At 43.6% G+C, this 23,831-nt stretch carries 22 protein-coding genes; 7 read left to right on the forward strand and 15 right to left on the reverse strand.

All coding sequences use genetic code 11. From position 1 onward, the window contains the following. The first annotated feature begins 15 nt into the window (after positions 1–15). From FN961_RS00040 to FN961_RS00050, 3 genes are all read left to right on the forward strand, one after another. Positions 16–2,016 (forward strand): fumarate reductase flavoprotein subunit, encoded by a 2,001-nt coding sequence (locus FN961_RS00040; protein ID WP_143562508.1) that lies wholly within the window; start codon positions 16–18, stop codon positions 2,014–2,016. Further along, positions 2,016–2,747, forward strand: a complete 732-nt coding sequence (locus FN961_RS00045) for a fumarate reductase iron-sulfur subunit (RefSeq protein ID WP_143562833.1) — start codon at positions 2,016–2,018, stop codon at positions 2,745–2,747. Before FN961_RS00040 ends, FN961_RS00045 begins: the two co-directional genes overlap by 1 nt. Before the next feature lie 101 nt (positions 2,748–2,848). Beyond that, complete coding sequence (locus tag FN961_RS00050) at positions 2,849–3,763, forward strand: LysR family transcriptional regulator (RefSeq protein WP_143562509.1); 915 nt, start codon at positions 2,849–2,851, stop codon at positions 3,761–3,763. A 177-nt stretch (positions 3,764–3,940) separates the two neighbouring features. Here the strand turns inward: FN961_RS00050 and rho are convergent, their stop codons facing one another. Further along, positions 3,941–5,206 carry a transcription termination factor Rho gene (gene rho / locus FN961_RS00055; protein ID WP_143562510.1) on the reverse strand — a complete coding sequence of 422 codons (1,266 nt, stop codon included), beginning with the start codon at positions 5,204–5,206 and terminating at the stop codon, positions 3,941–3,943. Positions 5,207–5,463: 257 nt separating this feature from the next. Then, positions 5,464–5,790 carry a thioredoxin TrxA gene (gene trxA / locus FN961_RS00060; RefSeq protein WP_143562511.1) on the reverse strand — a complete coding sequence of 109 codons (327 nt, stop codon included), beginning with the start codon at positions 5,788–5,790 and terminating at the stop codon, positions 5,464–5,466. Positions 5,791–5,965: 175 nt separating this feature from the next. Between trxA and rhlB the strand changes: the two genes are divergently transcribed. The 3 genes from rhlB (at position 5,966) to FN961_RS00075 (ending at position 11,561) form a co-directional block, all read left to right on the forward strand. Beyond that, positions 5,966–7,285 carry an ATP-dependent RNA helicase RhlB gene (gene rhlB / locus FN961_RS00065; protein WP_143562512.1) on the forward strand — a complete coding sequence of 440 codons (1,320 nt, stop codon included), beginning with the start codon at positions 5,966–5,968 and terminating at the stop codon, positions 7,283–7,285. 10 nt (positions 7,286–7,295) lie between these two features. Continuing rightward, a complete protein-coding gene (locus FN961_RS00070; protein ID WP_143562513.1) occupies positions 7,296–8,219 on the forward strand; it encodes a Ppx/GppA phosphatase family protein in 924 nt (307 codons plus the stop codon). Positions 8,220–8,561: 342 nt separating this feature from the next. Continuing rightward, positions 8,562–11,561 (forward strand): TonB-dependent receptor, encoded by a 3,000-nt coding sequence (locus FN961_RS00075; RefSeq protein ID WP_143562514.1) that lies wholly within the window; start codon positions 8,562–8,564, stop codon positions 11,559–11,561. 66 nt (positions 11,562–11,627) lie between these two features. On the opposite strand, the gene FN961_RS00080 is transcribed toward FN961_RS00075, so the two are convergent. The 12 genes from FN961_RS00080 to FN961_RS00135 all read right to left on the reverse strand — a co-directional run bounded on the left by FN961_RS00080 (position 11,628) and on the right by FN961_RS00135 (position 22,779). Next, on the reverse strand, positions 11,628–12,161 hold the full coding sequence (locus tag FN961_RS00080) for a DUF6568 family protein (protein ID WP_143562515.1): 534 nt from the start codon (positions 12,159–12,161) through the stop codon (positions 11,628–11,630). A gap of 266 nt (positions 12,162–12,427) precedes the next feature. Beyond that, positions 12,428–13,444: a porphobilinogen synthase gene (hemB, locus tag FN961_RS00085; RefSeq protein WP_143562516.1), complete on the reverse strand. Its 1,017-nt coding sequence runs from the start codon at positions 13,442–13,444 to the stop codon at positions 12,428–12,430. An 80-nt stretch (positions 13,445–13,524) separates the two neighbouring features. Beyond that, the gene (locus tag FN961_RS00090) at positions 13,525–15,396 is read right to left on the reverse strand and encodes a sensor domain-containing diguanylate cyclase (RefSeq protein WP_143562517.1); all 1,872 of its coding nucleotides are present in this window, start codon (positions 15,394–15,396) and stop codon (positions 13,525–13,527) included. 7 nt (positions 15,397–15,403) lie between these two features. Next, entirely contained in the window at positions 15,404–16,192 is a 789-nt protein-coding gene (locus FN961_RS00095) for a TatD family hydrolase (protein ID WP_143562518.1), read from the reverse strand. Further along, complete coding sequence (locus FN961_RS00100; protein WP_143562519.1) at positions 16,192–16,671, reverse strand: hypothetical protein; 480 nt, start codon at positions 16,669–16,671, stop codon at positions 16,192–16,194. Before FN961_RS00100 ends, FN961_RS00095 begins: the two co-directional genes overlap by 1 nt. Positions 16,672–16,724: 53 nt before the next feature. Further along, the gene (tatC, locus tag FN961_RS00105; protein WP_143562520.1) at positions 16,725–17,495 is read right to left on the reverse strand and encodes a twin-arginine translocase subunit TatC; all 771 of its coding nucleotides are present in this window, start codon (positions 17,493–17,495) and stop codon (positions 16,725–16,727) included. A 3-nt stretch (positions 17,496–17,498) separates the two neighbouring features. After that, the gene (gene tatB / locus FN961_RS00110; protein ID WP_143562521.1) at positions 17,499–17,897 is read right to left on the reverse strand and encodes a Sec-independent protein translocase protein TatB; all 399 of its coding nucleotides are present in this window, start codon (positions 17,895–17,897) and stop codon (positions 17,499–17,501) included. Between the two features lie 6 nt (positions 17,898–17,903). Continuing rightward, a complete protein-coding gene (tatA, locus tag FN961_RS00115) occupies positions 17,904–18,155 on the reverse strand; it encodes a twin-arginine translocase TatA/TatE family subunit (RefSeq protein ID WP_143562522.1) in 252 nt (83 codons plus the stop codon). A 73-nt stretch (positions 18,156–18,228) separates the two neighbouring features. After that, positions 18,229–19,878: a ubiquinone biosynthesis regulatory protein kinase UbiB gene (gene ubiB, locus FN961_RS00120; RefSeq protein WP_143562523.1), complete on the reverse strand. Its 1,650-nt coding sequence runs from the start codon at positions 19,876–19,878 to the stop codon at positions 18,229–18,231. Further along, entirely contained in the window at positions 19,875–20,498 is a 624-nt protein-coding gene (locus tag FN961_RS00125) for a ubiquinone biosynthesis accessory factor UbiJ (protein ID WP_143562524.1), read from the reverse strand. Before FN961_RS00125 ends, ubiB begins: the two co-directional genes overlap by 4 nt. Before the next feature lie 11 nt (positions 20,499–20,509). Beyond that, a complete protein-coding gene (gene ubiE, locus FN961_RS00130; protein WP_143562525.1) occupies positions 20,510–21,265 on the reverse strand; it encodes a bifunctional demethylmenaquinone methyltransferase/2-methoxy-6-polyprenyl-1,4-benzoquinol methylase UbiE in 756 nt (251 codons plus the stop codon). A 470-nt stretch (positions 21,266–21,735) separates the two neighbouring features. Continuing rightward, the gene (locus FN961_RS00135; RefSeq protein WP_143562526.1) at positions 21,736–22,779 is read right to left on the reverse strand and encodes a formimidoylglutamase; all 1,044 of its coding nucleotides are present in this window, start codon (positions 22,777–22,779) and stop codon (positions 21,736–21,738) included. A 118-nt stretch (positions 22,780–22,897) separates the two neighbouring features. Between FN961_RS00135 and FN961_RS00140 the strand changes: the two genes are divergently transcribed. After that, complete coding sequence (locus FN961_RS00140) at positions 22,898–23,101, forward strand: alpha/beta hydrolase family protein (protein WP_143562527.1); 204 nt, start codon at positions 22,898–22,900, stop codon at positions 23,099–23,101. Positions 23,102–23,194: 93 nt separating this feature from the next. On the opposite strand, the gene rraA is transcribed toward FN961_RS00140, so the two are convergent. Then, the gene (gene rraA, locus FN961_RS00145) at positions 23,195–23,680 is read right to left on the reverse strand and encodes a ribonuclease E activity regulator RraA (RefSeq protein ID WP_143562528.1); all 486 of its coding nucleotides are present in this window, start codon (positions 23,678–23,680) and stop codon (positions 23,195–23,197) included. Between the last annotated feature and the right edge of the window lie 151 nt (positions 23,681–23,831).

The following is a 23,831-nucleotide window of genomic DNA, read 5'->3' on the forward strand; positions in this document are numbered from 1 at the left end:
TATAAAGGAGCAAGTGTGAAACTGATATATACGGATTCTTTGGTGGTCGGTGCGGGATTGGCAGGCCTCAGAGTGGCTATCGCGTCGAAAGAGCGTGGATTAGATACAGTAGTGCTGTCACTTATCCCAGCTAAGCGTTCGCACTCTGCAGCAGCTCAAGGCGGCATGCAGGCGAGCTTAGGCAATACCGTTAAGGGGATGGGGGATGATGAAGATATCCATTTTCAAGATACGGTTAAAGGCTCGGATTGGGGCTGCGATCAAGAGATCGCACGCATGTTTGCTCATTGCGCGCCAAAAGCGGTACGCGAGCTCACTAACTGGGGCGTACCTTGGACTCGCGTGACTAAGGGGCCGCGTCAGGTCGTGGTTAATGCCGAAAAAGTCACCATCGAAGAAGCCGAAGAAGCCCATGGCCTTATCAATGCACGCGATTTTGGTGGCACCAAAAAATGGCGAACCTGCTATACCGCCGACGGGACGGGTCACTCTCTTCTATACGCCGTCGACAATAAAGCCATCTCGTTAGGGATCCCAGTGCATGAACGTGTCGAAGCACTTTCATTAATCCACGATGGCAAGCGTTGCCAAGGTGTGGTTGCTCGTTGTCTGATAACGGGTGAGTTGAGGGCTTATATCGCCAAGTCGACCACCATCGCCACAGGAGGATATGGGCGTATTTATGAGGTCTCTACCAATGCCATTATCTGTGAGGGAATAGGCCAAGCATTGGCACTGGAAACCGGTGTGGCTAAGCTCGGTAATATGGAAGCGGTGCAGTTTCATCCGACTGCCATTGTGCCCGTGGGCATTTTGACTACAGAGGGCTGCCGTGGTGATGGCGGCCTGCTTAGAGATAAAGATGGCCATCGTTTTATGCCAGATTATGAGCCGGAAAAGAAAGAGCTAGCCTCCCGTGATGTGGTGTCACGCCGAATGACTGAGCATATGCGTAAAGGCAAAGGTGTTGATAGCCCTTACGGTCCGCATCTATGGCTGGATATTACGCTGTTGGGCCGTAAGCATGTGGAGACCAACCTGCGTGAAGTTAAAGAGATTTGTGAGAGCTTTTTAGGTATAGACCCTGCTAAAGATTGGATCCCCGTTCGTCCGACACAGCATTATTCTATGGGTGGCATACGCACCGATAAAACCGGACAGAATCCACAACTAAAAGGCTTGTTTAGCGTAGGTGAAGCGGCCTGTTGGGACATGCACGGGTTCAATCGATTAGGTGGTAACTCATTGGCCGAAACTGTGGTTGGTGGAATGATTATTGGCAAGTATGTGGCCGATTTCTGTGAGGAAAACAGCTTAGAAGTTAACACGGGCTTGATTGAGTCTTTTGTCGAGAAAGTGCGTGGTGAAATAGACGAGCTCATTGAGGGCGAGGGCAGCGAAAATCCCTTCGTATTAAGAAAAGAGATGGAACGGATCATGATGGCTTATGTGGGGATTTTCCGTAATGGCCCCGAGCTGGAAAAGGCCGTGTCTGAGCTACAAGCGTTACTCAAGCGTGCTAAATCTTTAGGGCTTAAATGTAAGAAACGCCATGCCAATCCTGAACTCGTCGAAGCGTTAAGGGTGAAGCGTATGCTTAAAGTGGCACTCACTGTCGCATGTGGCGCAGCCGCTCGTACAGAGAGCCGTGGTGCGCACGCTAGAGAAGATTTTCCCCAGCGTAATGATAAAGAGTGGCTCAACCGTACCTTAGCCAGTTGGCCAGATGAAAACTCGCTTTCACCTGAGTTGAGCTATGAGCAGCTTGATGTGATGAAGATGGAGTTGCCTCCAGGATACCGTGGTTATGGTATTAATAATGCGATAGCGCATCCTGATACTGATAAGCGTGAACATGAGATCACACAAATATTAAGTCAGCTTGGTGATGATGCAGACAGACATCAACGCCAGCATGCTTTGATGCCATTTAACGTCCCAGAATCATTAATGGCTAAAAATGAACGGTTAAATAGAACAGTGAGCAACGAAATGCCAGTTGGAGAACAAGGATGATGAGTCAAGGTCGCACATTAACGTTTAATATCTTTCGTTATGATCCGCAACAGAGCGGCGACAAGCCTAAGATGGTTAAGTATCAGATTGAAGAGACACCTGGAATGTCGGTGTTTATTGCGCTCAATCAATTGCGTGAACAACAAGATAGCTCGCTGCAGTTTGATTTTGTCTGCCGTGCTGGGATCTGTGGCAGTTGCGCCATGGTGATCAATGGCTTTCCAACCTTGGCGTGTCGCACATTGACCAGTAAATATCCTAAAGGTGAGATCACCTTGATGCCATTGCCCGGCTTTGAGTTGATTGGCGATCTGTCAGTGAACACGGGTAAGTTTATGCGTGAACTTGCTGAGCGGTTAAAGCTCTGGCTGCACCCGAATCTGGATGATGTGGATGTGCACCGTCTCGAAGCACCCATGGCACCGGAAGAGGCCGCTAAGCTCTATGAACTCGAGCGTTGTGTAGAATGCGGCGTGTGTGTGTCAGCGTGTGCGACTAAGCAGATGCGCGAGACCTTTGTAGGCGCTGTCGGTATGATGAAGCTGGCTCGTTTTGAGCTTGATAGTCGAGATCAGCGAGGTGTGGAGGATTTCTATCATGTTATTGGTAATCAAGATGGCGTATTTGGCTGCATGACCTTATTGGGTTGCCAAGATAACTGCCCTAAAGATCTGCCTCACATGCAACAAATCGCGTATCTACGCCGCAAGATGGCCGTTGCGCTGGTTTAATGAGCATGTCGTGTGAGATAGAAAGCCTGCTTTAATCGCAGGCTTTCTTTTTGGGCTAAGAGCCCATAGCATGGCTGTTAATTGATTCTTAGGTTTACAATATGCAGATAAATGATCTCAAACTTTTCGTTCGAGTCGCTGATTGCGGCAGTATTACCGCGGCTGCGACGGAATTGGACATCTCATCAGCGTCAGCCAGTGCGTCACTAAAACGCTTAGAGAAGCAGCTTGAGACGAGTCTATTTATCCGCAGTACTCGCAGCCTGAGACTCACTGACACCGGTGAGCGTTACCTTATTCATTGCCGCAAAGCGCTTACTGACTTGGCGCTAGGTCAGCAGGCCATTGATGATGTGAAGGAGAAAATCTCTGGGGTTGTTAAGCTTGCCCTGCCGTCGGATGTGGGACGAAATGTGTTACTTCCTTGGCTGGATAGTTTTATGGATGAGTATCCAGAGTTAAAGCTAAGGTTACATATTGGTGATACTTTATCGGACTTTTATCACGACAAGATAGATGTCGCCCTGCGCTCTGGAACCCCAAAAGACTCTTCGTTAGTCGCTTTTAAAGTTTGCTCTGCTAAACGTGTGCTGTGTGCGTCTCCTGAATATATCGCAAGGCGAGGAAGGGTTGAGTCAATCGAACAACTTGCTGAACATGATTGTCTTTTCTTTATGTTAGATGAGCGTACTCATGACCTGTGGAGTTTTACTCACAATGGGCGTGAACTCAAAGCGAGAGTGACAGGTAAACGAAGCTGTAATGATGCTGATATTGCGCGCCGTTGGGCTGTTGCTGGCAAGGGAGTTGTCTATAAATCTTCATTGGACTTAGGTGAAGATATCATCAGTGGCAGGCTGATACCCATGTTGACCGATCATGAGGGAGAGTCGGCTGATCTCTATTTAGTGTGCCCAGGAAGAGAGCATGTTACCCCTGTCATCTTGCTTTTAAGGGATATGTTGAGGGAGAGATGTGAGCTAAAGCTAAAGGAAGTATCAAAGGCTCTTGGTTAATTCCAATAGGGCTTTATTACAAGCTGTCCTGACATAACGAAGTTCTTATACCGTCCTTGGTAAAACTTCATAAGTGTTCTAGACACAAAAAAGCCGCAACGAGTGCGGCTTTTCTTTATGCTTTGCTAGAACCTAGAACCTAGAACCTAGAACCTAGAACCTAGAACCTAGAACCTATTAGCTCTTAGCGCGTTTCATCGCGGTGAAGAACTCTTCGTTAGTCTTGGTCATTGCCAATTTGTCGATAAGGAATTCCATACCTGTGACTTCATCCATTGGGTGTAAGATTTTACGCAAAATCCACATTTTCTGAAGTTCATCTGGTGTTGTAAGCTTCTCTTCGCGACGAGTACCAGAGCGGTTAAAGTCGATAGCAGGGAAGACACGCTTTTCAGCGGCTTTACGAGAAAGGTGTAACTCTTGGTTACCTGTACCTTTAAACTCTTCGTAGATGACTTCATCCATTTTTGAGCCTGTATCAACCAGTGCAGTAGCGATAATCGTTAAACTTCCGCCGTGCTCGATGTTACGAGCTGCACCGAAGAAACGCTTAGGACGGTGTAGTGCGTTAGCATCAACACCACCAGTAAGTACTTTACCAGATGACGGGATAACGGTGTTGTAAGCACGTGCTAGACGTGTGATTGAGTCGAGTAAGATAACAACATCTTTCTTGTGCTCTACAAGACGCTTAGCTTTTTCGATAACCATTTCGGCTACTTGTACGTGACGGCTTGCTGGCTCATCGAAGGTAGAAGCAATAACTTCACCTTTAACCATTCGTTGCATTTCGGTCACTTCTTCTGGGCGCTCATCGATAAGCAGAACCATCAACACAACATCTGGGTTGTTGTAGGCGATGCTTTGGGCGATGTTTTGCAGTAATAGTGTTTTACCCGCTTTAGGCGGTGCAACAATCAAACCACGCTGACCTTTACCAATTGGTGAGCATAGGTCGAGAATTCGTGAAGTAATATCTTCAGTCGAACCATTACCACGTTCCATTCTCATGCGTTCTTCAGCATGGAGTGGGGTAAGGTTTTCGAATAAGATTTTTGTGCGGGAGTTTTCTGGCTTGTCAAAGTTGACTTCAGATACTTTCAAAAGAGCGAAATAACGTTCGCCCTCTTTAGGTGGTCTAATTTTACCAAAAACGGAATCACCTGTTCGTAAGCTGAAGCGACGGATCTGGCTTGGAGAGACATAAATGTCATCTGGACCAGCTAGGTAAGAGGCGTCACCACTACGAAGGAAACCGAAACCATCCTGCAGAATTTCTAAGACACCACCACCGAAAATATCTTCACCGCTTTTGGCGTGGGCTTTAAGGATTGAAAATATAATGTCCTGTTTACGTGCTCGAGCAGGGTTCTCAACGTTCATTTCTTGAGCAAGTAAAACTAAGTCTGAAATCGGTGTGTCTTTTAGTTCTGATAAATTCATCTTGGAGGGTCTTTTTATGCGAGATAAGGCTATTTAGATTCAATTGTCATAAAACGATGGGATATTGAACGAATAGCGAGATGTGGTTAATTAGAAATAGGTCTGGTTATTAAAGTAGCACTATAGTGGCTGTGCGTCTAGGTTTTTAGCTAAAGCCGACACAATTTATTGAATAAGATGTGTCGGCGGTCACTTTCATATACTGAACTTGGATCCGCGGGCTATATTTCTAGATCGCAGAACCAATAAATAGCGTATTAAAGTTGAGCGTCGATAAACTCTTTAAGCTGAGTTTTAGAAAGAGCACCGACTTTAGTGCTGGCAAGCTCACCATTTTTGAATATAAGTAACGTCGGGATCCCACGAACACCATATTTAGCTGGTGAAATACTGTTACTGTCGACATTCATTTTAGCGATAGTCACTTTGCCTGCATACTCTTCAGCAACGTCATCTAAGATAGGTGCAATCATTTTACATGGTCCGCACCACTCAGCCCAAAAGTCGACGACTACAGGTAGTGTTGAGTTGATTACGTCATTTTCGAAGCTGTCGTCACTTAAATGTACTATTTTGTCGCTCATGATGTTCTCCAGTTAGGTTGCCATTGCTGGTTTGTTAATGGCTTAACCTGTATATTGGGACTGAAAAATAACTTTTCAAGGCATAATTTTTCGCCTTTAAAGCTAGTTTTTATTATTAGTCGCTATTTCAAACGATTGAGTTTCTTATTGCAACCCTAACTGGTATGCTGCCGCTATGAGCGAAACACATTTATCAAATCAAAAGTTTGCCGACTTTTCTCTTAATGAAGGGATAAAAACAGCACTAAACGAGAGCGGTTTTGAATTTTGTACGCCTATTCAAGCCCTATCTTTACCTATTCTATTACAGAAAAAAGATATTGCTGGCCAAGCCCAAACGGGAACAGGGAAAACATTAGCTTTTCTTGTGGCGACTTTTGAGCATCTTCTTTCTACTCCAGTTCCTGAAGGACGTCAGATTAATCAGCCTAGAGCGATGATTATGGCGCCTACTCGTGAATTGGCTATCCAAATCGCAAAAGATGCAACTTTACTCGCAAAACACACAGGCCTAAAAGTCGGTATTGTTTATGGCGGTGAAAGTTATGATGTTCAGCGCAAAGTGCTGGATAAAGGTATCGATATTCTCATCGGTACCACGGGTCGTATTATCGATTACGTACGTCAAGGCATCATCAATTTAAGTGCTATTCAAGCTGTTGTGTTAGATGAAGCCGATCGTATGTTCGATCTTGGTTTTATTAAAGATATCCGCTTCCTCTTTAGACGTATGCCAGACGCTAAATCGCGTTTGAATATGTTGTTTTCTGCGACTTTATCAATGAAAGTGCAGGAATTGGCTTACGATCACATGAACGAGCCAGAGAAAGTCGTTATCGCGCCTAACGAAAAAACCTCTAAAAATATCAGAGAAGAGATCTTCTATCCATCCACCGAAGATAAGATGAAGTTGTTGCTGTCGTTGCTAGAGGAAGATTGGCCAGAAAAGGCGATCATATTCTCAAATACTAAGCACAGCTGTGAAAATGTCTGGTCTTGGTTATCGGGTGACGGTCACCGTGTTGGTTTGCTAACAGGTGATGTACCGCAAAAGAAACGTATTCGTATTCTTGAGCAGTTTACTACAGGTGAATTAGACATCTTAGTGGCTACCGATGTGGCTGCACGTGGTTTGCATATCTCAGATGTGTCTCACGTGTATAACTATGACCTACCTGATGACTGTGAAGATTACGTTCACCGTATCGGCCGTACAGGTCGTGCTGGTAAAAAAGGTGTATCGGTCAGTTTTGCCTGTGAAGAGTATGCACTCAACCTACCTGCAATTGAGGAGTATATTACTCACTCGATTCCTGTAGTTAACTATGACAGTGAAGCCTTGTTGGAAGATATTCCAGCGCCTATTCGCATCCATAGAAAGCATAACACTCGTCCACAAGGGCGCTCAGGTTCAGGACGTCCACAAAGTGGAAATCGAAGTGGTAATCGTAATAACGCTCCGCGTCGTCACGACACAACCCGTAGACACTCTTAGAGCATAATTGATGTCGACAGCTCGCTATGCTGCTATTACGTTAGGTTCAAATAGCTTTAATATGCTGGTCGCTGAAACCTCGGCAGGCCAGCCAAAAGTTATTGCTAAATACAAACGTAAAGTACGTCTTGCCGAAGGGATCCAAACTGATGGGTCCCTAAGCGAAGAGGTGATATTACGTGGTCTCGACTGCTTAGCCATGTTTAGTGATATGCTCGATAAAGAGTCTGTGTCAGCAGGTAATATTGCGATTATTGCCACTGCAACGCTTAGAAATATAGCTAATTCTGATGATTTTTGCCGACGTGCACTCCCCATTATAGATCACCCCATAGACATCATTTCAGGTATGCGTGAAGCTGAACTTATCTATCAAGGCATGGTTGCTACTACAGAGGGAGAGGGGCGACGCTTAGTTATCGATATTGGCGGTGCGAGTACCGAATTTATTATCGGTGATGGTGATAAAGTCTTACTTAAAACCAGTTTAGCGGTTGGTTGTGTCACCTTTAACGACAAATTCTTTAGCTCTTTTCCTTTTCAGCAGTTAGATTTTGATGAAGCAAAAGCGGAAGTCAAAGCTGTGCTTGGTGATTATCTGAGCGAACTTAAATTGTTAGGTTGGCATTGTGTTGTAGGCGCCTCGGGCAGCGTACAATCAGTGGTTGAGTTACTCAATCACAGAAAGCAGTCAGCGACAATCACCTTGGATGTGCTTCTTACACTTCAACAAGAGGTGTTATCCCAAGCAGATCCTTCAATGTTAGCCATCTCAGGTCTTCATTTGGAAAGAGCGCCCACTTTTGCTGCTGGCGTTTCGATTCTACTGGCTCTGTTTGAATTACTGGATATTAAGAGTTTGAATTTATCCGGTGGAGCGCTCAGAGAAGGTGTGCTACAGATGTTATCTCAACAGCAATTAGACAATCTCTGAAACAGCAATATCATTTTTAGCTATTAGTTCCCTTCTATTTCTCAATATTTATATGATAAGTCTTTGTGTTCTATCTAACATGAATACTTTTCATCGCAATAATAGATTTAACCTATTCTCCATTCTTTTTAGCTGTCCTCAACTTACCGACTCATTCGTAGCTTTTTTGTCACTCTAATCTCTCTTTGTTTAGATAGTATACATATTTTTTGGATATTGAAGATTGTATATAATATGTGGTTCATGTTATGTTTTTGTTGCACTTGGTGTTTGGTACACCAAAATCAACTAATAATATTTTGCCAAGTGCTTACTTAGATAAAGTTTAAGGGAGACTAAATCATGTCTAGAAGTAATGCGCTTATACGATTTTCGCCGAAAAAGACGCTAGCGGCTCTTGCCGTAGGTTCAGTGTTATTTATATCTGCCCCAGCGGCTATGGCTGCCGATACGAGTATTGTAAAAGGTCATATTGTAAACGCTTCAGGTAGTAACCTATCTAATGCGACTATCACGCTTAAACATAAGACCAAGGGTCTTGTTTTTAAAGTAGAAACTAATGATAAAGGTGATTATCTTTTACGTAATGTGCCTATCGGTGATTACGATATTACGATTAGTAAAGATGGTTACGAGCAGAACCAAGAAAATGGTGTTCAAGTTAGTATCGGGCAATCAGTTATTCTTGATAGTCAGTTATATTCGGCTGGTGCCGACAATGTTGAACGCATTGCTGTAATGGGCAGCATGATCCGTCGTGTAGACATGGCATCATCGACCTCAGGCTTAACTTTTAGTCAAGATGAGCTACAAACTATGCCTGTTAATACAGGGTTCGAAAGCATTGCGTTGCTTGCACCGGGTACTGCAGCTCCTGGTGGTTCAAATTTTGATGGTGCATCTAGTTTTGGTGGTTCATCTGCGGCTGAAAATGCTTACTATTTTAATGGGCTGAATGTAACAAGCATTCGTACGGGGTTAGGCTCAATTCGTCTACCTTGGGAGGCGATATCCCAGACACAGATAAAAACAGGTGGTGTTAGTCCTGATTTCGGTGGCGCATTGGGCGGTATTGTAAACGCTGTTTCTAAATCGGGTGAAAATGAATTCAAATTTGGTGCTGAAGCACGATGGGATCCAAGTTCTTTACGTTCATCTCATAGTAATATTTATCAATCAAATGGTGAAGTCGATACTAATACTCAACAAGATGGCTATGACTTTAAAGAGCTACAGTTATGGGCAAGTGGTGCAATTATTGAAGATTCTCTATTTTTCTATGGTTTGTTTGCACCAAGACGAGAAGCTCAAGATTGGGCTGGACAAACAACTAAAGGCGGTCGAGATCGCGAAGAAGACCGCTGGTTTGCAAAGTTAGATTGGTACATGTCAGATGACCATTCAATTGGCTTCTCTGCAATGAATAACAAGCGTACATGGACAAATCAAACGTATGCTTATGATTGGGAAACCAATATTGTTGGTGAACAGCAAGGCGTAAATGCACCAGGTGAAGATGGTGGTAAAGTGTATAGCTTGAATTATAACGGTTATTTAACTGATGCTTTCTCAGTTTCAGCTGTTATTGGTCGAGTACAAGAAGATGTTGAAAATGTTGTGGCGTCAGCAAACCCTGGTGTTTGGGATTATCGTGATGGTTTTTCGACTTTGAGCCAACATACTAACTCGTCAGTATCAGAAGAGCATTACACTCGTGACCAAGCTAGAATTGATTTCAGCTTGGATTTAGAAGATCACTCAATTCAATTTGGTGTTGATTATACCAAGGTTAAAGTTGATTATTCTTCGTCTCAAAACGGTATTGGTGATGCACAAGGTTGGTGGTCAATCTACACGGCTGGTGCTGATGATAACTCTGGTCAAACTCAGGGTGAAGACTATGTTGAACGTCGTGTACGTGAACGTTTTACTGATTCGGATGTGACCTCTACTGCGTTTTATATTAATGATTCTTGGCAGGCAACTGATAACTTAGTGTTAAATCTTGGCTTACGCTATAGCGAGTTTGAAAACACAGTTTCTGATGGTCGTGCGTATGTGGAAATGGATAATCAATTTGCACCACGTATTCAAGCTATTTATGATGTATTTGGTGATGGTGAATCGAAAGTATTCGCAACCTATGGTCGTTATTTCCAGCCAGTTTCTGCGAATATGAACATTACACAGGGCTCCTCTTCTATTGAGTGGTTTGAGTATTCAGAACTTGATCAAGTCGATGCAGATGGACACCCCGTTATTAATACCGACGGTTCGCCAAGCCGTGGTGCTATGCTTCGTGATCGTTGGGATCGTCAAAAAGGTATTACTGAACCAGGCTTGATAGCATCATCATCTCTTAAATCAATGTACTCAGACGAGTTTACTCTAGGATATCAGCAAGAAGTTTTTGAAACGATGACTGCTGGTGTGCGTGGTATTTATCGTGATTTAGGACGTAGTGTTGAAGACACTGATATTGGTCCTGTTTTATCTAAGAAACTTGCTGAGTTAGGTATCGAAGATAATGTTGGCCAGAGCTCTTATTATGTACTGCTTAATCCAGGTGAAGATGTTGGTGTTTCATATGACTTCGATGGCGATGGCCAAGTAGATAACATTAACTTAACTGCACAAGAGATGGCATTGCCTGAAGCTGAACGTAAGTATGTTGCGTTAGAATTTACTTTGGATGGTTCTGTGACAGATGATTTACGTATTAACTCATCGTACACATGGTCAAATAGCTATGGTAATACAGAAGGTCTAGTTAAAACCGATAATAATCAGGCTGATCCAGGTTGGACGACATCATACGATTATGGCGACCTAATGGATCACTCAAGTGGTGATCTACCAAATGACCATACTCATGCATTTAAAGTGAGTGGTGCATATAACATTACTGAAGATTTAATCTTTGGTTTTGTTACTCGAGTCACTTCGGGTCGCCCTCAGAGTTATTTCTCACAGCATCCAGATGGTGTGGGTAGTTGTACAGCTGGGAGTCCTTGGGATGACTGTATAAGCCGCTACTACGACCAAGCTTCACACTATGATGAAAATGGTAATCCTGCACCACGTGGCACTGCGGGTAATCTACCTTGGGTTACTAATATCGATTTATCACTGACTTATATGACAGATATTCTTGATGGTGACTTTTCTATCAAAGGAACTGTTTACAATGTTTTAAATTCTGATTCTGCAATTAACGTGAATGAAGAGAGAGCACGTTATGCAGATACATCTTCAGGTTTAGAGCTTAACCCTGACTATGGTATGACAACGGATCGTCAGGAAGAGCGATTCTTCTCAGTGGTAGCGCGCTACGAATTCTAAATAGTTTATGCTAAGAGGTAATAAAGGCACTCATTGAGTGCCTTTTTGTTTATAACTGACCAACAATCAGTTCAGGATCTTGGCCAAGTCTATCTCCAGAGAAGTTTCTGGCCGTTCGATAATACGACCTAGTTCTTCACCATTTTGACTCACAATAATGGTTGGAATACGTGTGAACTCGTATTGCGCCGCGAGTCCTTCTGGATCCGACTTAGCTCTGTCGACCCCGATATAAGTCACCTTGATATTTGGGTTGTTAACCTCTTCGAGGATGCGGATTAAGCGTGGTGTCTCACGGTGACAGTCACCACACCATGTGCCGATAATCACCACAATCTCAGTTGCTTCTTTTAGATTCTTTAATGGTGTGATCGCGGCGGTATCGACTTGGTATTCTTTATAGCCTTTCGAGAAATCGTCCAATTCAAGCATGGTTTGTGTTGCTACAGTTCCAGTTAATATCACTTCCTGTATCTCCTCATTGCATGTGGCAATTAAGCCACCTTGATTATCTTCGAATGCACAACCACTGCTGGCAAGAGTCTGGCAGCTAAAAAAGAGGGCGGTAGTGGCAAGTAATGCTTTGATGTTGTTGGTCATGATAATACCTCAAACTGATGGAAATGACTCGTCTGGCTTTGTATCTGTATTTAATCATTTAGAGGTAGTAGGGAGAAGTAGGAGGCTTGGTAAAGGGAAGTTAGATCACGGTGCAATGTTGTATTTAGTTGTATAGGTCACACATTCTTGATGAAGACGACCTTTGATGACTGATACACTTGAAGCTACTGATTGCTATAAAAGGATTCGAAACAAGAAAGCCGCAATGAACGCGGCTCACTAAATTAGCTCAATGGTAGGGTAGATTATTTAAGCTGATCTTCTTTTAGCCATTGAGCGGCACGTTTAGCAAAGTAGGTCAGTACACCATTAGCGCCGGCACGTTTGAAACAAAGCAAAGATTCCATCACGATGGCTTTTTCAGATAACCAGCCATTTTCGATAGCAGCCATATGCATCGCATATTCACCACTGACTTGGTAAGCAAAAGTCGGCACACCGAGTTCACGCTTAACACGAGTAACGATATCAAGGTACGGCATGCCTGGCTTAACCATTACCATGTCGGCGCCTTCTTGAATATCGAGAGCAACTTCGTGTAAGGCTTCATCACTGTTCGCTGGGTCCATCTGGTAGCTATGCTTATTGCCACCTTTAAGGTTACCCGCTGAGCCAACCGCATCTCGGAATGGGCCATAGTAGTTTGATGAGTATTTTGCCGAATAAGCCATGATTTGTGTGTTAACGTGACCCGCTTCTTCTAACGCTTGGCGGATAGCGCCAATACGTCCGTCCATCATATCTGACGGCGCAACGATATCAGCACCCGCTTCGGCATGTGATAGGGCCTGCTTAACTAAGATCTCAGTGGTGATGTCATTAAGAATGTAGGCATCTTCATCGATGATGCCATCTTGGCCGTGAGTCGTGAAAGGATCCAATGCGACGTCAGTCATTACGCCTAACTCAGGAAACGCGTCTTTTAGAGCTCGAACGGCACGTTGTGCTAATGCATCAGCGTTATAGGCTTCTTCTGCTAACAACGTTTTCTTTTCCGCCGGCGTGACGGGGAACAGCGCGATGAGCGGTATGCCTAGTTTAACAATCTCTTCAGCTTCTTTAAGCAGTAGGTCAATTGAGTAGCGCTCAATACCTGGCATAGAAGCGATCTGTTCAGTTCGGTTGTTACCTTCTAGAACAAACATAGGGTAGATGAGGTCGTTTACCGAAAGTTGGTTTTCAGCCATTAAGCGACGGCTAAAATCATGTTTACGCATGCGACGCATTCTGCGCTGTGGAAAAGCACTGGTAATTATATTCACGTTCGACTCCTGCTTAACCCATAAAATGTCAACCTGGCCATATGCTGGCTGATACTCAGGCTGTGGGTGTTGTTTATCTCTTATTGAGACTCTGGGGTATAAACCATCACTCGGTTACGCCCATCATTTTTTGCACGATAAAGTGCTTTATCGGCTTGTTCTAATAATCTGGTTGGTTGAGCTTCAGACTGTATGATCTCTGAACTGACACCAATACTGATGGTTAAAGGGATATCGATATCTTTCCAGCTGATAGGTAAATCATCAATGGTTTTCCTAATCAGTTCTGCAACTCGTTCCGCACCAGGTTCATCTGTGTTTGGCAGTATAATAGCAAACTCTTCACCGCCAAAACGTGACACCAGATCCGCTGGTCGTTTTAATTTCTCTTTCAATGTCTGAGCGATAAGTCGCAGGGTTTGATCGCCTGCTAAATGGCCATAGCTATCATTGATCGATTTAAAACGGTCGATATCAAGCATTAAAACCGCCATAGGTGTCTGTTGTCGTCGACTTAATCTTCCTTCGGCCAACAGACGCTTATCGAAAGCTGCTCGGTTTTTTACCCCTGTTAAACTGTCGGTTGTTGCTTGCTCTGTGAGTTTTTGATTTGCATCGTTGAGTTCTCTCAGGGCTATTTCTAGTTCTAAAGTGCGTTCTTGCACCATCTGCTCAAGCTTTTCATTGCTATTGGCTTCGATGAGCAAGGCTTCTTCTTTGGTTTTACGGAGCTTTTGCGATTGTAATAAGGCTTCCTGCTGTGAGGATTGCTTGGCTTTTCGTTCATCGTTATACCGAATTGCGAGAATGCTAGCCATGAAGATAACCTCAAATGTGAGGCCAATCATAAACGGGGTGAGATGGGTTATTGGCAGAGTGATCCATCCGAGGTACAAGGTTCCAGTGATAAATGACCCAACCAGCATACCGCTCCACGCTAAGGTATAAAGTTTTGCTAACTTATGGCCTCTGAAGGCATGTATGGAAGCGATGACCATCAACATGGCGGTTACAAAGAGAACTGAAATAATGTTGATGTACAGTGCTAGCGAGTATTCCAATAGCGGGGTGATAAGCAGAAGCAATAATGCATAGAGCGCACTATATCGGCATAGTTTGAGCATGGTCATGCTGTGATATTTTAACAGCAGGACTTTTTCGGTGAACAGCAGCGCAAAAAACATGGTTAACGGCACGAGCGCAGTCATCATAAAGTTCTGCATCATTGGCCATTTAGGCCAAAGAAATTGAAATGCATAACCCTGCAAAGTCGCAACCAGTAAGGTCACCGATAACACATAACCTGCATAGTATGTATAGCTATATGAGCGAGAAGTAATCGCAATACAGAGGCTGAAAAAACCAATTGCGGCCAGCGCACCAAGTTGAAAACCACTAGAGAGTGAGTTTGACTCTGTGTATTGAGTAAATGCTTTCGGGGACCATAGGGTTAACGGTAAGTTGGAATTACCCTCAGAATTAATTTTAATGTAAAAGGTGTGCACTACATCCGGTGCCAGTTTAAATGGATAGACAAACAAGTTATTGATCAAAGGACGTTGAGTGAAGAGTAATCGATCCCCCATCTCCGTGTGATCGATTAATTGCCCGTGAATAAAATGATAGAGATCCAGCTTATCAATATGGGGGTTTCCCAGTGATAATAGCCTGTTGATAACAACAGGATCGGCATTATAGAGACTAAATTTAATCCAAAACGGATCTAAGTCTATTTGATTGTATTCATCACTAGGTAATCGCTGCCAACGTGTTGAGCTGAAGTTTTTGACTTGCTCTATCGTTTCGTCATCCGCTGCAAATGAATAATACAGCCAAGAGGATATTTCTAGTGGGGTCTCTGAACCTTCACTAAGGGCAAGTAAAGTTTCAGATTTAGCCTGAGTACATAAAACCAGAGTAAGGGTAAGTAAAACTAAATTAATCAGCTTCATTTATGATTCATAACCTAAAAAAATCAATACTGTTTCTGTAAGCTTTTTCAGCAAAATCAGCTGGGTCTTGATCTCTTAGTGTTGCAATATATTGCGCGATATAAGGCAGGTACTGAGGTTCATTTTTGCTGGATTTAGGCTTAGGTCTCATGCTTCTTGGTAATAGATATGGGCTATCGGTTTCAATCAGTATTCGATTATCAGGGATATCACAAACAAGTTCAGCCAGCTCAGCTCCTCTGCGTTCATCGCAAACCCAACCGGTGATCCCTAAATGCAGGTCGAGTTCGAGGTAAGCTTCCATACTTTCTCTATTGCCGGTGAAGCAATGCAGCAGCGCACCACATAGTTCGCTGCGCCTCTCTTTAACGATAGACAAGAAGTCGTCATGGGCATCACGCTCGTGCATTAAAACCGGGAGTTGCAGCTCAATCGCTAAGTCTAATTGGGCTTCAAATGCATCTCTTTGTTTTGGGCGAGGAGAAAAGTCGCGATTGTAATCTAGCCCACACTCGCCGATGGCGACCACTTTAGGCGACGCTGCGAGTAATCGCAGTTTATCAGTACTTGCCTGATCCCATTCACTGGCGTGATGTGGGTGTGTTCCGGCGGTACAATACAAATGTTGAGGGTATTCGACACTGCACGCTATTGCCAGCTCGCTTTCGGCTAAATTACTGCCAATAACAATAAGCGGTGAAACCCCTTGGGCCACCGCTCGTTGAATGATGTCATCTCTATTTTTTTCGAGGGCGCCGCCAATAAGGTTGACAGCGATGTCTATGTATTTAGACATTACTTTAGACGTTTAACTCGAATCGTTGTATTACGGTCATCAGAACCTAAGACGAAAGAGCCCAGTGCTGCTTTTTCGATAAAGACAGTTTGATCCACCTTTAGCTTGTAACGACGTCCGTCAGTTTGTTTCCAGATTTGGCCATTGGTAAAGGTGATTTTCAGTGCGCCATAGGGATCTTTAGTGATAGAAGCAATCTCTAGATAGATCTTGTCAATGGCGTCGGCCTTGGCTTTTCTTAGGTTGCCAAATTCCTCTTCTACGTTTGCGGAAACTGGCTTAGCGGCCACTGTCGCAGTAGCGACTACAGCCGGAGTGATTGGGGCTTGTGTTTTCACTGTTTGTGCTAAGGCATCAAAACAGGTAAGCCTATTGAGCTCGTCTGTTATCGATGCGCAAGCGGATAATTCTTGTGTTATGCCAGCGGTGGCATTAGCCGATATCAACATAGCGGCTGCAGTGATCCAAAGTTTGCGCATGAATATTTTCCTTTATGATATTGAGCGCGCCATGTTTAGCTAATTAATCGTGCTTATTTAGCTTCCTGGCCAGGTTCATCCTGTTTTTCTTGCTCATCGTCTTCTTCGTCATCCTTTTTACTGTAGAAACGAGCAGCAATCAATCCCCCTTCAAATAATATCAGCATAGGTACGGCTAACATTGTCTGAGAAATGATATCTGGTGGAGTGAGTAACATGCCTATTACGAACGCTCCAACGACAATGTACGGACGTTTAGCTTTCAGCTCTTCGGGGGTAGTCACGCCAGCCCAACAGAGTAAAACGACTGCAATCGGGATCTCAAAGGCTAAACCAAAGGCAAAGAACAACTTTAAAATGAAACTAAGGTAGCTCGTGATGTCGGTCGCAACCTGTACGCCTTCTGGGGCGACACTGGTAAAGAATCCAAATACGACAGGGAAGACAACATAGTAAGCAAATGCGATACCTAGATAAAACAACAACGTGCTACTCGCGAGCAGCGGCATCATGAGTCGCTTTTCATGCTTATATAGACCGGGTGCGATAAACGACCAGATTTGGTAAAGCACATAGGGAATCGCAATGAAAAATGCGAGAACCAGTGTCAGTTTAAATGGCGCGAAGAAAGGAGCGGCAACGTCGGTTGCGATCATGCTGCTGGCTTCGGGCATCACATCCATTAATGGTGTCGCCACATAGTGGTAAATATCATTTGCCCAATACGCTATGCAGGCAAAAACTAACAGTACACTCCCGACAGCGTGGAGTAATCTGGTGCGTAGTTCAAGTAAATGACTAATTAGAGGCTGCTGTTGAGACATGGACTACCTGTTCGATTTGTCTGAGTTAGCGTTAACCTCAGCAGTTGGAGCCTCTAAAGGAGTGCTATCCGTTGGCGCAGAATTGCTGGCCGGAGGCGTTTCTTCTACTTTATAAGGTCGATTGACAGACTGAGCTGCTTCTTTTAACTGATCAATTGAATCTTGCAATTCAGGTGATAGATTTTTAAGGCCAAGATTCTCAGCATTTTTTAAGTCTGAATGCAGTTGCTCAATTTTGAGTTCCTGTTCAAGCTCATCTTTTACTGAATTAGCCATACGTTTCATGGCTCGGATCCAACCTGTGATTGAGCGTACTGCAACCGGGAGTCTTTCAGGGCCTAGTACTACTAGCCCTAAAATACCGATCAACAGCAGTTCCATAAAGCCAATACCGTCGAACATAAGGAGTTATACCTGTTCTTTATCCTTGGACTCTGTTTTTTTCTCTGCGTTTGGAGCTGTCTTCTCTACGCTAGGAGCCGTTTTTTCAGCAGCAGTCTCTTCAAGTGCTTTCTTCTCTTCTTCAGAAGACATGGCGTTTTTGAAACCTTTTACTGCCCCACCTAAGTCACCACCAAGTGAACGTAACTTTTTGGTACCAAATAATAATATTACGATCACAGCGATGATCAGAAGTTGCCAAATGCCCATGTTACCCATGAATTTTTCCTCGTAAATATATAAGTAAATCAGTAAATAGTTCTATTATGAACTTATCGTTTATTAGTGCTAGCTAAAGTTTGCGGTTTTTTGGTCTAGATCGCCAACCAATAAACCAGATTACTGTGCCTGCAGCGATACTGCCATAAGACGCCCATAGTGTAGAGTCTTGGTTGAACAAAATCGTGCCACAGATCACTAAAATAGCTGCAGTAATTAAAAGATAGTTACTTTTATGGGCTTTCTGCTGCAATTTGATATAGCGATCTAGCATTTGATTCTGAGATTTGACGAAGTTTTTACCCATTTTTAGGTTGTCATAAACTAGCTCCGGAAGCTCTGGTAACTTATCAGCCCAGTAAGGAAACTCTTTTTTGATCTTGCTCGCCATCCCTTTTGGACCCACTTGTTGTGACATCCACTCCTCAAGGAAAGGTTTGGCTGTCTGCCACAGATCGAGTTGGGGGTATAGTTGACGACCTAACCCTTCGATGTAGAGTAAGGTTTTTTCTAATAGTACCAATTGTGGTTGTACGACCATATCGAAACGTCTGGCGGTGCGGAATAGTTCGAGTAGTACGTGTCCGAATGAAATCTCATCCAACGGCTTGTTGAACATGGGCTCGCAAACGACTTTGACTGCTTGCTCGAATGCTGCGACATCAGTATCTGGTGATACCCAACCTGATTCTATGTATAACTGAGCAATACGATGGTAGTCACGATTGAAAAAGGCGAGGAAATTTTCGGCTAAATAGCGTTTATCTTCATCGGTTAGCGTGCCCATAATGCCGCAATCTAAACCGATATAATGAGGATCCTCCGGGTGCTCTCGACTGACAAAAATGTTGCCAGGGTGCATATCCGCATGAAAAAAGTTATCTCTGAACACCTGAGTGAAAAATAGTTCTACGCCTCTTTCTGCCAATATCTTGAGGTTAGTGCCTTGTGCCTTTAAGGCTGCCATATCAGACACTGAAATACCGTAGATCCGCTCCATAACGATCAAGCGAGTAAAGCACAGCTCTTCATACATATAAGGGATGTAAAGTGAGCCTGAGTCTAAAAAGTTATTTCTCAACTTGACGGCGTTGAGGGCTTCGAGCTTAAGATTGAGTTCACCTTCAATGGTAGTGCGATAATCTTCAACCACTTCAGCAGGGCGCAGGCGATTACCGTGGCCTAGAATGGTTTCCATGAAGTTAGCCACTTGTGACATCAGCAGAATGTCGGCATTAACCTGAGCTTCAACATTGGGCCTCAGTACTTTAAGCACCACGGCTTTGCCATTGGATTTGAGTGTGGCGGTATGCACTTGTGAAATTGAAGCTGATGCGAGTGGAACTCTATCAAAGTCATCGAAATACGTATCGATAGAGGTTCCCAGCTCAGCCTCTATCATCTCTATGGCTACTTCTGAGTCAAAGGGAGGCACGCGATCTTGTAGCATGGCTAACTCTTCGGCCCACTCGTCATTGAGTAGATCACGACGCGTCGATAGCATTTGACCAAATTTAATGTATACAGGCCCCAGCTCTTGCATGGCAAGTTTTAGACGCTCGCCACCCACTTTATCTTTGTGTTTGTTTCTAATCCAAAATAGGCTGCAGCGTAGAAGTCTGAAGTACCATGGCGTGATTTTAGAGGGAATTAACTCATCTAACCCATAGTGAAGGGCGGTTCTGATAACCTGATAAGCACGCTTGATACTGGAGACGGTCATGTTTTAGCTTTAGTCCTAGTTTGTAAGTCATTAATTCGTTTTTCTATGGCGTCGATGTCAACCACAAGATCATCGATTCTATCACCTAAATAGATAAATTCTATTTGATGAGGCGCCAATTTATACTCTTCAGTGGTCAATTGCCCGATATGGCTGCGACTTTTACGAAATACGTTGCTGATATCTTTTTTCGCCTGCTCCATTCCTTTTACCAGCATATGGGTCGGCGCATCACCTAAATATTTGGAGATAGGCTCAGCGAAATCAAATTCGACTTTTTGCAGGAAATGGCTAAAGGTTTGGAGCAGATTGAGATCGCCCTCTAAACTGAGCTTATCGTGTTTAATGAGTTCAGTGAGATTGGCACCTTCGGTAAGTTGGTAGAGCGTAGTTATGTCGGCATTAACTTTCGTTGTTACTTCGCCTTCATATCGGCTTAATACTTGTATTTCTTGTGCAAATACAAGATAGATAGGCCAGCTGAGCTGACTCAACTGGATACAGAGCACTTTTCCATGAAGTGAACGCAGCTTTGCGTATTCATCGGGGGATTGGGCTAAAACTTGCCGTAAAGCCGTTTCCAGACCTGCACTGAGTAGCAAAGCTAATTCACGTTTCATGACTTTCTCAACTAAAATTTATAGCCCTTATGTAGCGCAACAATACCATCGGTCATATTGGTGTATTCTACTTGCTCAAAGCCTGCGTCGACCATCATACCTTTTAAAGTCTCTTGATCTGGATGCATACGAATCGACTCAGCTAAGTATTCATAGCTGTCAGCATCTTGGGTGATTAATGAACCCATTTTAGGCAATATCTTAAAGCTATATAGATCGTAGACTTTACGCATAATGTCGTGCTGTGGTTTGGAGAACTCAAGAATAAGCAGTTTTCCACCCGGCTTTAGTACTCGCAACATAGAACTAATAGCCGCATCTTTGTCGGTGACATTTCTTAAGCCAAAAGCGATAGTAATAATATCGAAATGATTGTCAGGAAATGGTAAAGCTTCAGCGTTTGCCTGTACGTAGTTAACGTTACCGACAATACCTTTATTTCTGAGCTTCTCACGACCCACTTTCAGCATAGAATCATTGATATCCGCAAGTGTTACTTGGCCTCTGTCACCGACTAGGTGAGAGAATTTTGCAGTCAAGTCACCTGTACCCCCGGCAAGATCCAGTACTTTCATGCCTGGACGAGCACCTGCACTTTCGATAGTGAAGCGTTTCCACATGCGGTGGATGCCGAAGGACATGACATCATTCATGATGTCATATTTGGCTGCGACAGAATGAAAAACATCAGCAACCAAATCGGCCTTTTGATCGCTTTCAACTGTTTTGTAACCGAAATGGGTACTGTTTGGTGTGCCCTCTGACATCTATGTCTTCCTATTTACTTAAAAAATAATAATGAGTTTAAGTCATTCAATCATGTTGCAATATCACTCATCAATTACAGTGTGAGCTAGGTGAGTTATCTGCACCTAGATTTGTTGAAAATGAGCGCTAGCGCAGAGTTTCGCATCGCAGCCTGAGCATTATACCCAAACTACTTTAATAAGCGAGTTTCAACGCTTACGTAGAATAGCCAAGTAAATCAGTCACGCTGAACAGGGTAACTAACCTGAACTCGGGATAAGCTGTGCCGCTCAATACCCCTATTATTGCCCCTATCTGTGTTGATCTTTCTAGTAATAGCCAGCTATTACGTACGAAACATCGCCTTGATATCGACAATAATTTTGGCATCGAGCAAAACTGTCAGATATATGAGAAATACAAAATGATTAAGCTAATGATTTAAGAAGATACTTCAGAACGTCTGAACACTCATTATCCCGAGTTCAGGTTAACTAATCTGCTGAGCTTGGTTTCTTCCTTGAATATATGCATAAATAAGTTCGCTGATACTTTGTCCTGTTTCGCGATAACCAGCACTAATTCCTGCTACATGGCAACTAGGTGCGGCTTCTGCAAGGTGCAGGTAAGTACAAGGGGTATTTTTCGCGATGGTGTGCACATAATGTAAAGCATCAAGCAGAGGGATCCCCGCAGCTGTTGACGCGCTACTTGGCATATTGGTGATCGAGTCGAGATCCAGTTCAAGGGCAACTGGCAACTGGCTGCTATTGAGCTTAGTCACGATGTCATCTAAGGCTGACGTTAAACTTATTTCACGGCGTACCCAGATAGATTGAAGGGTATGCCAATGACCCCCAAACGCGCTTAACTGAGACAGTGTTTCTTCACTGTTTTTCAGTTCATGCATCCCCAATACATGGTAGTAACCGAGTGCGCCGCTGGCAGCTGCATAGCTGAAGCCATTGCCACTGTGACGGCCTTCTCGAGGGCGAAAATCACTGTGCGGATCTAAATTAACCGCTGCTATCTGTTTATGATAAATCTGCTTTGCAGCCATCAACAGACCATAAGCATTATTGTGGCCGCCACCAATCACTATTGGCTCAAGGCCGGCCGCCATGACTTGTGCTGTAATTTCAATAACCCGCTTATCCAGAGTTTCAACATTGGCTCTTAAGGCATCAGCTGATGCGTCTTCTGGTAACTGAAGGTCATCGGTCTTAATTTGACCCAAAACTAAGCATTGCTTGCCGTTAAAAAAACGGTTTGATTGTAGGTTAAGAAACTGCGCCATGGCGGACTCGAATGCATCGGTTGCCCCACCACGACCTAAGTTAGCACGAGGGCCAATATCTTCACCAATCCCCATGATCACAAAACGAATCTGGTTATTTTTAGCGGTGTTAAGCGTCTCTTCTAAGCTGATGTTTGGGTTATGGGTCAATACGGTCTGAGCCAACTTGGTTTCGCCAGCTCTTGGGGTGACCAGTTGTTGACATCGTAGCTGGGTGAAGGGGAGTAAGTACTGCATATTGGTTTTGTTCTTATTCTGATGCGTATGCTTATATTGTGGCTTAATGTGTTAGCGGTTATCAATAAAATAGTGTTCTAGTCTACTTTGAGTTGCTAATTGTATGAGGCAAGGTGAGGTGCTAAGGTTTGTTTTGTATGATGATAAAGACCGTGTTGTGGATGTCTATCATAGCCGTGAAATGTTTGATGAACTTGAAGGTTTTGATAAGCAAGTAGAATACCTTGAGCTTGAAAATGGTAATCATTACTTAGAGATAGAGCAAAATAGACTTGATACTCTGAATGCTTTCGACAAGTTTTTGAGTCAACATCTTAAATAGAAATAGAAATAGAAATAGAAATAGAAATAGAAATAGAAATAGGGCGATGAGATGTTTATCTCTTCGCCCTTTTATTGAGCATTGTTTCAGATACTAATCGATATCTAATGGCTCTGGCGACAGGATGATGCCTGTGTTGTCAGCGTAAACATGATCCAGCGGTAAGAAAGTCACCCCACCAAAATTTACTGGGATCTCAAGTTCACCAACGGAATTACTGTCTGCTCCAACAGGAATGGACGCCATGGCTTGAATGCCAATATCAAGCTCTTCCAATGAATCAACGTCTCTTACAGAGCCGTACACAATGATCCCTTCCCATTTATTATCAACAGCTACCTGTGCAATAGATGCATCAATAAGGGCGCGTCGTAATGAGCCGCCACCATCGACAAGGAGTACTCTACCTTCACCAGGCAGTTGTAGTGCCTCGATAATTAGACCGTTGTCTTCAAAACACTTAATCGTGCTGATTGAGCCACCAAAAGAGTTACAACCACCATAGTTACTGAACATAGGTTCGACAACATCAACTTGGTCGATGTAGGTGTCACAAAGTTCTGAGGTGTTGTATTCCATAGTCATACTCCTGAAATCAATAATGTGCCGAATAAGGCACTATTAGGTAGTTGTAGCTAGTATATAAGGCTTTCTTAAAAAGAAAAGTGTTATCAATCACGCAATTGTCGATAGCCGCGCTTGTCGCTTATTATGTTGTTGTATTTCTTCA

It is taken from the genome of Shewanella hanedai, from assembly GCF_007197645.1.
Classification (GTDB): Bacteria; Pseudomonadota; Gammaproteobacteria; order Enterobacterales; family Shewanellaceae; genus Shewanella; species Shewanella hanedai.